The 12,578-nt window shown below is 51.6% G+C and carries 13 protein-coding genes; 3 read left to right on the forward strand and 10 right to left on the reverse strand.

Going from position 1 to position 12,578, the window contains the following annotated elements; translation table 11 throughout:
- Positions 1-247 (forward strand): hypothetical protein (locus FT726_RS15180; RefSeq protein WP_346302987.1); only part of this gene is annotated, 247 nt, incomplete at its 5' end.
- Positions 248-252: 5 nt separating this feature from the next.
- The gene (locus FT726_RS15185) at positions 253-1,380 is read left to right on the forward strand and encodes a site-specific integrase (protein ID WP_346302988.1); all 1,128 of its coding nucleotides are present in this window, start codon (positions 253-255) and stop codon (positions 1,378-1,380) included.
- A gap of 94 nt (positions 1,381-1,474) precedes the next feature.
- Here FT726_RS15185 and FT726_RS15190 read toward each other — a convergent pair whose 3' ends face one another.
- From FT726_RS15190 to FT726_RS15205, 4 genes are all read right to left on the reverse strand, one after another.
- On the reverse strand, positions 1,475-1,762 hold the full coding sequence (locus FT726_RS15190) for a hypothetical protein (RefSeq protein ID WP_346302989.1): 288 nt from the start codon (positions 1,760-1,762) through the stop codon (positions 1,475-1,477).
- Positions 1,763-1,770: 8 nt separating this feature from the next.
- On the reverse strand, positions 1,771-3,033 hold the full coding sequence (locus FT726_RS15195) for a Y-family DNA polymerase (RefSeq protein WP_346302990.1): 1,263 nt from the start codon (positions 3,031-3,033) through the stop codon (positions 1,771-1,773).
- Positions 3,034-3,456: a translesion error-prone DNA polymerase V autoproteolytic subunit gene (gene umuD / locus FT726_RS15200; RefSeq protein ID WP_127834023.1), complete on the reverse strand. Its 423-nt coding sequence runs from the start codon at positions 3,454-3,456 to the stop codon at positions 3,034-3,036. It abuts the gene before it with no gap.
- Between the two features lie 791 nt (positions 3,457-4,247).
- Positions 4,248-5,474 carry a tail fiber domain-containing protein gene (locus FT726_RS15205; RefSeq protein WP_346302991.1) on the reverse strand — a complete coding sequence of 409 codons (1,227 nt, stop codon included), beginning with the start codon at positions 5,472-5,474 and terminating at the stop codon, positions 4,248-4,250.
- Positions 5,475-5,643: 169 nt separating this feature from the next.
- On the opposite strand from FT726_RS15205, the gene FT726_RS15210 reads away from it, so the two are divergent.
- Positions 5,644-5,868: a hypothetical protein gene (locus tag FT726_RS15210; protein ID WP_346302992.1), complete on the forward strand. Its 225-nt coding sequence runs from the start codon at positions 5,644-5,646 to the stop codon at positions 5,866-5,868.
- Here the strand turns inward: FT726_RS15210 and FT726_RS15215 are convergent.
- The 6 genes from FT726_RS15215 to FT726_RS15240 are packed head-to-tail and all read right to left on the reverse strand — an operon-like array spanning position 5,857 to position 12,556.
- The gene (locus FT726_RS15215; RefSeq protein ID WP_346302993.1) at positions 5,857-6,825 is read right to left on the reverse strand and encodes a hypothetical protein; all 969 of its coding nucleotides are present in this window, start codon (positions 6,823-6,825) and stop codon (positions 5,857-5,859) included. The two genes, FT726_RS15210 and FT726_RS15215, sit on opposite strands and share 12 nt — an antisense overlap.
- Positions 6,825-10,034 (reverse strand): DUF1983 domain-containing protein, encoded by a 3,210-nt coding sequence (locus tag FT726_RS15220; protein ID WP_346302994.1) that lies wholly within the window; start codon positions 10,032-10,034, stop codon positions 6,825-6,827. The genes FT726_RS15215 and FT726_RS15220 overlap by 1 nt, the downstream gene beginning before the upstream one ends.
- 52 nt (positions 10,035-10,086) lie before the next feature.
- Positions 10,087-10,710 (reverse strand): tail assembly protein, encoded by a 624-nt coding sequence (locus FT726_RS15225; protein ID WP_346302995.1) that lies wholly within the window; start codon positions 10,708-10,710, stop codon positions 10,087-10,089.
- Entirely contained in the window at positions 10,703-11,422 is a 720-nt protein-coding gene (locus tag FT726_RS15230) for a C40 family peptidase (RefSeq protein WP_346302996.1), read from the reverse strand. Before FT726_RS15230 ends, FT726_RS15225 begins: the two co-directional genes overlap by 8 nt.
- A gap of 2 nt (positions 11,423-11,424) precedes the next feature.
- Entirely contained in the window at positions 11,425-12,162 is a 738-nt protein-coding gene (locus tag FT726_RS15235) for a phage minor tail protein L (protein ID WP_262257838.1), read from the reverse strand.
- 52 nt (positions 12,163-12,214) lie between these two features.
- Complete coding sequence (locus tag FT726_RS15240) at positions 12,215-12,556, reverse strand: phage tail protein (protein WP_262257837.1); 342 nt, start codon at positions 12,554-12,556, stop codon at positions 12,215-12,217.
- Positions 12,557-12,578: the final 22 nt, after the last annotated feature.

Here is a 12,578-nt window from a genome sequence, read left to right on the forward strand (position 1 = left end):
TAGAGTAATCAAAGCATCTTTTTCACCAATGCGCTATTCATGGCGAAGCGGCAGACAAAAAGAACCCCAGCAAGGAATAGTGAAGAGGAATGCGGCCTTGAAAAATTTATATAAACAAATCAATGCATTACAGCATGGCAATCATTTTAACCTTGCACATAACTGTATATTATCACAGTATTCCTGTGTGTTTTTATGCCGTCAGGACCCCCTGCAGGTCCCCCTGAGTGACTGCGGCGCGAGGTAACATAAATGGCTTACTACAGTATCGAAAAAAGAGCGACATCTAAGGGCGAAATCAAATATCGCTGTACCGTCGGTGTAAAGAAAGACGGTGTAATAATTTTCCGGGAGCGCCAGACCTTTTCAAAGCAAGCAGCTGCCAAAAGCTGGGGAGTGATGCGTGTTGCGGACATTGAACAGAATGGCGTTCCTTCTGCCAATACGCAGCAAGCCACCACCTTTGGCGAACTATTAGACCTTTATACAAAACATCCAAACATCAAGTTTGGTAAGAGTAAAAGTTGGTCGTTGAACCTTATCCGCCGTTGTGAAATCTCAGAAATCGCCTTATCGGAATTTACGACAAATACATTCATTGAACACGCCAGATTGCGTGAGGCGCAGGGCGCTGGCCCATCCACTATCAGAAATGATATCGCTTTCATCGGCTCGGTGCTGAGTTCTGCTGAACCCATGTTTAATTTAAGAGTTGATCTGCAGTGTTACCAGCAAGCGAAGTATCAGCTTCAAAAGTTAGGTATGACCGCAAGTTCCCAAAAAAGGAGCCGCCGCCCCACTCAGGATGAAACTAACGCTCTTCTGATAGCCCTTGAGACACGCTCGCGCCGTTCTAATCTAAAAATCCCTTTCCATCGTATTTTTCTTTTTTCGATTCTCTCATGCATGCGGATTGGTGAGGTAACAAGTTTACGGTGGGATGATATTGAACATAAGCAAAAGGCCATACTTGTTCGTGATCGAAAGCACCCCAGAAAAAAGCTTGGCAATCACATGTATGTGGCATTGCTCGGTGAAGCTTGGGATATCGTCATGGAGCAACCGAGGACCAGCGAACTGATATTTCCATTTAAACATAAGCGGATATCAATCGTATTTGGAGAAGAAAGAAACAAGCTGGGTATCGAGGATTTACGCTACCATGACCTACGCAGGGAGGGTGCAAGTCGCTTATTTGAAGCGGGCTTTGTTCTGGAGGAAGTTGCCCAGGTGACAGGGCATCGTTCATTGAAAACGCTATGGCAGATTTACACAGAGCTTTATCCACGGTCACTTCATGATCGATATAAAGCGCTTCAGGAGAGCCGCGGCAACCCCTCAACTCCGCCTATAAATCCAACTGAAATTATTGGTGACTAAATAGCGAGGAACACGCAAAGGCTTGCAGGATTTTCACAACTTTGCGTGTCTAAACTTCCCCAGCATTCACATAAGCTATTGACTTAAATTTGTATCAGAATGGCGACTCATCATTACCTTGCAGTGCTGTGATTTCATGCGTCACAACACCGACAATCGCAATGTCTTCCAGCAGATCGCTTTCCAGAATCATTCCTTCATCCGTGATGACGCGGCGAGGATGCAAAAAAATCTGTGCCCATTCCAGAAAACCCGACATGTCCAGCAAGACGGTATCGCCGCTTTGCGGCATCCTCATCGCATCAACAATACATGTCCGCCCTTTCAGTTCCCTGACGAAGCATGACCGGCTCGTTGGCAATATCTGATGAAGCGGCTGCATTACAAACGTCACTTCGCAACGGGTAGGTCCGAATACCTTGTGGTGTATGCCGGTGACAGCATTTCTCGCTTCATCGCCCAGGATTTCTGTATGCCCTGTCCTGCGAACCATAGTTTACCCTTCCCGCTTTGGTTGAGCCCGTCAACAACACGCATCAGCGCCTCGCTGTTAGGCTGTGGCTGAAATTCATCAAACAGATTGAGCTGTGCGACGCCCTGACTGAAAAAATCGCCCAGCATCACACCTGCTTTCATGTAACGGTGGCCGTCAAGCCAGATGCGGTCCAGCGCCTCCATAGCGACGCGGATGATGTCGCGGGAGTCATTGGACGGGGTCAGCAGCTTGCCCATCGCCTGATTGCCGTAAAACACCTCATCCACCGCGTGCGGGCTGGTTCTGACAAACACGGCAATCTGGCGGCAGTACTGACGCTCTCCGCGCAGCTTCTCAGCAGCTCTCGCTGCGAAATTGCATACGGCCTCGCGCATATCCTCGTATTTCGTTATCCGGCTGCCGAACGAACGAGAACAGACGATTTGCTGCTTTGTCGGCGCAAACTCTTCCAGCTCAAGGCACGGCTCTCCGCGCAGCTCCCTGACAGTTCTTTCAAGCACAACGTTAAAATGCTTCCTGATTATCCAGGTGCTCTGCTCTGCCAGGTCTTTCGCGGTTTCAATGCCCATCGCATTAAGCTTCTTGCTGATGCGCCGGCCAACACCCCAGACATCCTCAACCGGTACCAGCGCCATGAGTTTGCGCTGGCGCTCAACATTGGACAGATCAACAACGCCGCCGGTCTGCGTCCACTTTTTGGCCGCGTGATTAGCCAGCTTCGCCAGCGTCTTGGTCTGCGCGATGCCGACGCCCACGGTCAGGTGCGTTTCACGATATACGCGCTCGCGAATCTCGCGCCCGTATTCCTCCAGCGGCTTATAACGGCGCATGCCCGTCAGGTTCATGAAAGCTTCGTCAATCGAGTAGATTTCAACTGCTGGCGCCATATCCTCCAGCGTGGTCATCACCCTGTTGCTCATGTCGGCGTAAAGTGCGTAGTTAGAGCTGAACACCTGCACTTTGTGCCGACGCAGTTCATCCTTCATCTTGAAAAAGGGATCGCCCATTTTGATGCCGATTTTTTTTGCTTCTGCCGAGCGCGCGATAACGCAGCCGTCATTGTTGCTAAGCACAACTACAGGCCTTCCGCGCAGGTCTGGTCTGAACACCGTTTCGCAGCTGGCGTAGAACGAGTTAACGTCCACGAGCGCGAACATCTACTGGCCTATATTTTTTATTGCGTGACGGACCACGCCGAACACTTCGAACTGATCGGCATCATCGATAGGAATTATGGAGTGTGCCGAATTCATCGGCTTGAGATGCAGGAAGGGGCGCAGCATCAGCTGCTTCACGGTGAATTCACCGGCGAGGGAGGCAACGACAACATCGCCATGACCGGCTTTAAGTGAGCTGTCTACAACCAGCATGTCGCCATCGTTGATGCCCCCCTCAATCATCGAATCCCCGCTAACCTTGATGAAATAGGTCGCGCTGGGATGTTGCACCAGAAGGTTGTTGAGGTCGATCCGCTGCTCAACGTAGTCCTGCGCAGGCGATGGGAAGCCGCATGGCACGCGACTTACATAGAGTGGCAACTCCAGAATGGCGCGGATTTCCGCTGGTCTTAAAAGCTCCATTTTCGTGTTCTCAAAAAGTTACTGTATATAAATACAGTAATATCAATCACTGGAAATGATCAAGCCGCAGCGGTGGAGGTTTTTGTAAAGTCGTTGGTGATGATAGATATTTTTTCTTTGTAGCTGTCACGATTTTATGTGTCTGTCCCCATAAAGTGCTTAATCATGAGTAAAAGATAATCAGTAGTATCTATCCCCTTCAGACACTGTATTGTGGTGAAGCCAGCACGACTGGCATTCTGGATTTCCCTTCCCCTTGAACGAATTCATGCCTGTGTAACGCAGGCTTTTTTGTGTCTGTCTGTAACTCGAAGCATATGGAATTCGCATAACTGCATTAAGTCAGGTGCAACCGACCTGAACAGGTATATGATGAGCAAGTGACACAGCAATGCTGCTGCGTTCGAGAGTAGATACCAGTTAGCCCACCTCGGTGGGCTTTTTTTGTATCCGCCCTCAAGATAACTAGCGAGAAGCCGTTAACAAGCTGTGCGCAGGATTGCGCGACATAACCATAACGACAACAGGTATACGCTGGTTGGCCCGCTTTCGTGCGGGCTTTTTTTGTAATGTACTAATTGATAAGCTATTCTTAAACTCGTCTCTCACCGAGACTTCTATACCGCATTGGAAGTGTCAGGCACAGGATTGATGCCGCCCGAATATCCGTTCGGGCTTTTTTTCACCTGCCGCTTGGCTGCACCTCCAGCAGCATCCTACCCTTACCATACCCACCCCGTAGCTCGCTTGAGATGGGCGCGGACTACCCATGCCCCGTCGCCGGGGCTTTTTTATGCGTCCAGACCGTCGATAGCTTTCATGCGCTGCTGTAGCTCGGATATCGCTGAGTTTTGATTATCAACTATTCCTGATAGCTCTTTTATCGCTTCGACCAGCAAGCCAACTGTGTCGCCATATGCCACTGCCAAAGCATCAGGAATCACCTCTCCTTTTTTATAATCATTAACGTCATTTTTCAGGGTGTAAGGCCCGGTATTGAATACAGCTTCAGGCAGTACACCCTGTAAATCCTGAGCGATGAGACCCGTGAATGGCATCCCGTCCCTTTTACCGGTGTAGCCTGTTAGTGTTTTAACTTTACCCAAAGCACCGGTTATAACTTCCAGACTGTCCTTGAAGCGCCTGTCTGAGCCATTTGTCCACGTGCCTGATGCATATGCATTACCGTTATTCTGAAAACGGAAATCCCATGTATTACCGCCCTGGATGCACTGGATAAGAGCATATGTAGATGTCCCTACTAACTCCCTTACACTGAACGTTGCCTGAAGCGCAGTGCTTTGAATCTGGCTGGATACCACCCCACCAGAGTTAACCTGCCCGCTGGTACTGCCTCGGGTTGTATTTATGCCATTAAACCCCGGTGAATAATAAGTATTTGGCGCGCTGGCAGATTGCACGTTGATATTGCTTGAAATTGTGCCGCCAGTTTTGTTATTTATAGTCCCGAGCCTCGAATCGTCCCCAGCTGCAACTGTGTTTGATGTAGTGCCTACAGATTTAGTTGCTGAGTCACCCAAGCCAAGATTTGTGCGGGCAACCCCCTTATCGGTTAGATCATTAAGGTTCTGTGCCTTATCAAGCTTGTTTCCAAACTGCGTTGCCATGTATCCCCAGCTCGGGCCGGTAAAAGTCGTGCGGTCCGGACGCGTTACTGTAACTGACTGATCGCTGCTATAAATCTTCTGCCAGTTCTGAAAGTCCAGAATGCGGCCGCGCGCAACCTGTGCGAAGTCATTGAGGATTTTTTGCGTGATCGCAACCTGCAGTGATGCTGGTACGGCGTTCCAGGCGAGACCTGAAGTTGTTGGCCCGTCAAACGCAACGGCCAGTGTCAGCTGTGTGTCAGACGTAACCGTAGATGCCACCAGCGTGTATGGTGCGCCGCCAACGGTAACGTAAACGAAATCACCCGGCTTGAGCTCTGTGGTAAAACTGGTTCCGGTTCCGGTGACGGTTGCTGAGTTATTTGTTAAAGCGATAGTGCCTGCTGACATGGTTTTCTCCGGGCAATAAAAAACCCGGCTCGGGGGCCGGGTGTCATTGATATTAATAATCAAACTCATTTAATAAATTAATTCGATCAATTCGATCTAATTAATTCACTTAAACATTGATTTGATGCATGATTCTATTTGCGCATCACCATATAAATGGAATTTTTAAATGAAAATTAATATCATTTTACTCGCTTCAATACTGGCTATCTCTGGGTGCTCATCAAGCAAGCCGCCAATTTGTAATAACAAAGCAAAGATAGGCAACTCTGTGTATGACATTCCTGTATTCAAAAAGGAATACGGGCGTTATCTGGCTGGCTATCCATTTTATACATGGACTGATAAGACCGATTTCGTTGATACCGAAGTATGCGACAAATTAAACCCCTAATGCTTGGCGGTAGTATGTGTCGTAAACATTTGTATCAATAACTCCGGGTGGTCCCATTGACGCACCCGGAGGTGCGCCGGAAGGATTGCTGTATTCGCTAGCCGCATATAAATCGCCACCTGATGCCTCATATACGCCCTGACTGTTCAGCCCGGCACTATAGCAGTTAAATCGCTGTTGTCCTGTTGAGGGGTTTTGAGGGTCCCACGGGTAATTAACGAGTACAGAACCACCTGCAGTTATAGCCAGAGGCAATGATGAATTCCTTGCCCCGACGCTCATGGCTAACGGCAGACAATTATTGTGCCAGACAATCTGATTGTTCTGGTACATGAAAAAGCCACCTGGAGGAACATTCACCATCGTTTTCGAAAATATATAAATACGGCAGCCACCCATACTCATAGAGCCATTTTGAAGGCTTCTAAATCTTAGTGACCAGTATCCATTCTGATTAATCTCCTGCCATATAACATGATCAAACCCTGATGCTGATAAAGAGCGATGAAACGCTATGAACGGTGCGCCATAAGGTACTATCGTCTGCAAAACCTGGTCATAACCCGGTGTGATATCTATGACCTGAGTTAGGGATAAGGGTGTAAATGATGGGGCGATCTTGAAAATTGGTGGGTTTTTACTGTAATCGTTGTAAACAAACCCCTCATAGTTCGCGATGGTTGTTGCCGTGGCAAAAACTATTAGCTTGGGTGAAGGGCCCTCAACCCCTGACCAACTTACTGTTTGCCCCGAAACAGATACGCTCCCTGTTTTTTGGGTTGTTCCCTGGCTAACCGAGCCACCTACAAGACAGGCGTTTATGGTAAAACCAGGGTAGCTATAAGCCTTACTTCCCGTTCCAGAAATTACGGCTATATCTACAACAAAACCATAGCCCATGCTATTAACTGCATCATATGTCGTGCCATTGATATAAGCCGTAAACCCTGCTGGCATTATCTCGACGCCCCCATAGAACAAACTAATTGGCCGCTTGAGTTATACCAGGCGGCACCGCGATTATCTAAAATGAATCTACCCTGGCCTGATACCTGTCCATTAATCTCCAGGGTTCCTGCTTTACTGAAATTCCAGCCAACCTGACCAGCCAAATAGTTATTGGACTGAATGAAGCCGCCGATCATTGCGTTCGTGATCCACCCCTCTCCGATGAAAGCCTGGTTAATGAGCACCTGACCATCTTTGATGATGAACGGGGAGAATACGTTGTTACCGCTGCCGCTGGCGACCACGAACTGGTTTGCGTTTACCGCGAATCGCGTCACCACTTCACTGCCGTTGATGGTTACGGCCACGGACATGCCGGCATCGTAGTTGGTGCCGCCATATTTGATGCCAGCCTTCAGCGTATAGATAGCAGAGCCGCCACTGGCGTCAGCATAGGCCGTCATTTTCTCGGAGAGCGCTGCTTCCTGCTCATCGAATTTCGCAACCACATCCGTTCTCAGTTCTGCAACGGAACTCTGCGCATCAGCTGAAACCTTGATGGCCTGTAGAACGCCAGCAGCATTCTCTCCATAATTAGCCCACTGCTGTTCTACGTGGTCATAGTTAGCGAGGATTTCCTCAGCGAGAGCTTTCGGATCGGTGATTATTGGCTCAAGCAGCGCCTTTCCATCATCAGACTCAAGATAATCCTTAAATGAGTCCTCGATCAGGTCATTAGCGTTGACGTTAGACATGCCCGGCACAAACGCGGTCCAGTCACCGGTATTGCCGATTTTGTCCACCAGCCGTGCGCGGTACCAGCGACGAACGCCAGCAGGCATCGGACCATGCTGATAGCTGACGCCGGGATATGGCACGTAAGCCAGAAACTGCGGGTTCATTCCGTCCGCTGTTGTGGCCACCTGAATTTCGGTGTAGGCCGTGTCACCGGCACCGTCAGGAAATGCCCAGGTCACGTCGATGGCCCATACCACATTGTCGGTCGCGAAGAGGTTTACCGGCGTGCCAGGCTTGCCGATCTTCCCGGTCAGCGGCGTGGAATCCGAATAGCCCCACGGTGATGACACTTCCGCCGCGTTGACGCCGCGCACGCGAACATCGTACACGCCGGTGTAGATTCCGCTGATGCTGAAGCCCTGCGCGCTGGTCTGGCTGACGTTAATCCAGTCCCCTTTGTCCTTGCGCCACTGTGCAACGTAGCTGATAGCCCCCTCGACACGGTCCCACGTAACCTGCATGCTGGCAACGGACAGCCCCTGCTCGACGAAGCTGATTTCCGAAACCTGAATGTTGGCCGGCGGTTTCAGCACGCTGATGGGCGTAACGGTGATTGGAGCTGGCTCAATGCGCACGCCATCATCGATATAGCGGTATTTGTTGGGGTCATGCTGCACGCCGGCGACCGTAAATGTGCCGTCGCCGTTGGCTGCAATCGATGTGACGCGGAAATACTGGATAGCCAGGTTATCACTGTCGATAGCCCATACCGCACCCGCTTCCGGCGTCATACGGAAGTTAGTGGATACAGTCACCGTCCGTTTGTCGCTGCTGACTGATGCAATGGTGCGGGTCTGCGCCGTACCGTCAGGCAGGTTAACCACCAGCCGATCGCCAGCTGCGTACTCAATGGCGCGGTCAAGCTTCACGCTGCGGCCATTTACCGCGCTGATGCGCCCGCCGTTCTGTCTCCCGCTGCGGAAAGGGTCGGCAACGCCGATTATCTCTGCCGGTATCGGAATGTAGCCATCCAGACCAACACCGAAGGAAATTGTGCCGTCTTTGGCATTGGACAGCAGCGCCCAGCGCCCGCGCCTGTGTGCCTCACTCTGTGACGTACAGCCAATGGCAGTGAGTGACATTTCCCGCACGTCATAGCGCGCCACCAGATCGGAATCGTAGACGCCTTCTACCGTGTCTGAGTAATGGTTTACCGGGTCTGAATAACTGACCTGACAGGAGGAATAGCGGTTTTTGTAGCTGCCGCCGGCGTAGGTGAACAGTCCATCGACCACGTTTGCAGCGTGGTAGACGAAATCGACATCAACATTGCCGTCGGCGTCCTCCTGCGGCACGTCAGCATTGACAAAAATCTGACTGTTGCCCCAGAAAGTAATGCCCCGGAAGATTGCCGCGATATCCTTCAGAACGGTATACGCGTCCTGCTGGCTCTGAATGAACACGTTACAGGTAAAGCGCGGCTCTGTTCCGCCGGCACCATCAGGCACCATCTGATCGCAGTACTGCGCGATAGAATAGAGCTCCCATTTATCGATCATGGACGCATCAACACGCGTGCCCATGCCATAAATCTTATCCAGTACCAGATCGTAGAAAATCCACGCCGGGTTGTTGGTATAGGCGTACTTGAAATCGCCCTGCCACACGCCGCTGTAGGTGCGGCTGACAGGATCGTATGTTGTCGGCACGCGAACCAGCTTGCCCTTCGGCTTGCAGGTTACTTTTGGGGCCTGACCATTAAACTGTGATGCATCGACCTCGATATACAGCAGCGCCGTATTGGGGCAACGCAGTTTGCTGTCAATGACCTCGGCGAACGAAAATACCTTGAACGCGTTGATCAGCTTGGAAGAGCTGGAATCGGCGGTAATACGGCGCACGCGGATTGACCATCCGGTGGTTGCCTTTGGCAGGTCTATGCGGTGATCGCGCTGATATTCAGACGTGGTTTTACCGTCGAACCGGCCATCCACTACCTGCACCCAGGAGCCGCCGTCTGTGGAGAGATCAATAGCATACTGAGTAACGGTGCCGACCATGTCGCCGTTGTCTTTGTACTGATACTGAACGGGCAGGCTCAGCTTGATGCGCACCGCGTCCAGCGAGAGATTGGAGTACTGGCGAGTCCAGGGCACGGACTGTGTAACGGTGACGCCGACGGAGAGCTCGTTATCGACCTCCGGCATGCCCTGAATGTAAGCCTGGTCCTGCGTGCCTTTACGCCAGTCCCATACCACGCCAGTGAAGTTGTAAGTGCCGTCATCGTTCGCCAGTTGCGTATCATTCAGGTAAATGTGCTGGGCGGTCAGATCGCCTTGAATCTCACCCTCTGAAATAGCCAGAACCATCTTCAGCTTAGCGACTGACAGCAGATCATCGGCCTGCTCTACCGGCGTGTGAGCGCTTCCGCCGCCGCCTTTGCCACCCTGAAAAATTGTCTCGCCGTCGATAAGTCGCATATTTCACCCATAAAAAAAGCCACCCGGAGGTGGCCTTGATGCTGACAGTCAGTTACTGCTGGTCGCTGGTATAGTTGCCAGCGCTGATTATTGCGCCGCCAATTTCACGCTGGCCGTAAAGCACCGGCACCGGGTAGCCCATCGCGACCGTGTTCACCGGTGCGCCAAAGGCATAGTTTGGTTTGTTGTCGGTACTGGATGACGCGCCGATGTTAAATTTTGGCTGCGGGGTTAGCATCTGCACTACGCCGCCCAGCAGCATGCTGATACCGATGCTGGTCAGCGCTGTGGTAGCCAGGCCGACAGCGGTCGTGGTACCGAGCGCCGCGCCGTAAGCAGCAAGTGACGCGCCGGCAGTAAAGAAGGCTGCAACGATAGCGACGGCACCAATGATTATCTGCAGCGTACCGCCGCGTTTAGAACCTTGGATGATAGGCTCCATTTCGAAATCCGACGCCGCTGAAGTCATATCAAATTCCTGCAATCCAATATTGTCTCTGCCGCTAAAGAAGGCGAAGCGCACGCCGTTGAGGTGTGCGTTTGAAACGTATTTTTTGAATCCCGGCACCTGAGAACACATGGCGCGGAGCAGTTCACGGAGATCGGCAACGTGGAACTGATGCACCGCACCAAACTTTTTCGCCATCGGGCCTTTCAGCCGCATTGTTTTAAGCATCCATCAATTCCTTACGGCGCACCACGCGCACGGTTCGGTTTCGCCAGTAATCACCATATGGGACACGGGTTGAAAGGTTTCCTGAGTTATGGTGCAGCATCAGGTTATCGCCAAGATAAATCGCCGCGTGGTTTGTCACCGGCGACTGGACGCGCATCATGATCATGTCACCCTTGCGCATCTCTGCAGGGTCAACCTGCACGAATCCCTCTGCCTGCCAGTTATCGTCGTAGCGGCTCTCTTTGCCGTCGAGCCACCACTCATAATCCACCGACCAGTTATTCAGCGTGATGCCGTGCTCCTGACGGTAATAATCCATGATCAGCGTCCAGCAATCGGCAAACCCCAGCACCCACGGTCGCCCGACAAGTTCACGTTCACCGCGTGGGCTGATTGTGCAGAAATCCCCGTCAGGCCAGGACATGATCCCCCACTCCACGCCGGAGTAATCACACTGCACCCGGTCAAGCTCTGAGGGAATCAGCTGCGGCACATCAGGGTGAGAGTGGATCACCATCAGAACGGTGCCCTGCTTTTCTGCAGCACGCTTCTCTTCAGGCGGAATGCAAAAATGCTCTATTGGATTGTCGGACGCGTTGGTGCACGGAATATATTCCTGCGCTCTGCCAATCTGCACGACCAGACCACAGGCTTCTTTTGGATACTCGGCGGCAACGTGCTCAGTGATGGCGGCCATAATTTTCTTACGCATGGCTATTTCCCCTGCAGGTTGGCCGCCGGAAAGCCGCCAAATGACAGCGGCTGATCTTCACCGAAACGCGCTTTGCAGTCGGCCAGGCGGCCACCGCACACATCTTTTGAAGGGTCATCGGTAGGCGTGCCGTCTTTGGCAAAGTACCGGTTTCCGGCATAGTCACATCCGGTGCCGGTGCGGTACCACCCGCGCATGCACCACGTGCACACCGGTGTGATCTGGCGCGATGGCAGCTGTAGGCTCTGAATATCAAACGGTGAACACAGCTCGAACTCCACGACAGCGCGCGTCTCCGTGGTTTTCGCGTTCACATAAAAAAGCTGCAGGCGCTCTTCCTGCGGATTAGCGTTCGGGTTTCCCTGCTCCCAGTTCGCCGCGTCCAGATATTTCGCCATCGTTGTGTGTATTTTCACTTTGGCTTTAACCAGATCGTCAAACTGCAGGCAGAGCGCAGTCACGTAATTTCCCACGTTACCGACAGAAAGCTTTGGCGTTGGCTGTGAGCCTGAGCTGTTCATTTCGAGGCCTGTCAGCTCATAAGGATGCGGGTCGTACTCATTACCCTGCCAGATAATCGACGGAAGGTTATCTGCTGCAAAGGATTTCCATCCTTCGGTTGCCAGGTTGTACGCATGAAACCTTAGTACAGTGTCCATGCCGAATGCTGTGCCATCAACCTCGATCAGCTGCACCAGACTACCCGGCTCCAGTTGCTGAATGTCCTGCGTGAAGCTCATAATTCACCCAATAAAAAAGGGCGCTAAGCGCCCTGTTGATTATCGTGACACGTCACGGTGCAAACGCCTGCTCGAATGTGAAGGCTATTTCCACGAAGTTACCGTTTATGAAGGCAGGCCGGATTGAATCCGATTTGATGCGATACAGCTTTTTCTCGCCCCACGGATTGACCCACCAGCAGGACGCCGTTACGTGGGCTTTGAGAAACGCACGAAGCAGTTCCATTTCTTCGCGTGTTCCGCTGCATGTAACGGGCCATGATTCCTGCGCATCGTTGATACCTACGCCTGCGATTTGCTTATAGCCCTCACCAAACTGAGCCTGCATCGTTGAAACGTTCAGCTCTTCGGTAGCACCGGTCCTGACGCACCAGCTAAACTCATCAATTGCCATAATTCACCTGAATGGTTGAGAC

The sequence above is a fragment of the Pantoea sp. Morm genome (assembly GCF_016643525.1).
Lineage (GTDB): Bacteria > Pseudomonadota > Gammaproteobacteria > Enterobacterales > Enterobacteriaceae > Pantoea > Pantoea dispersa.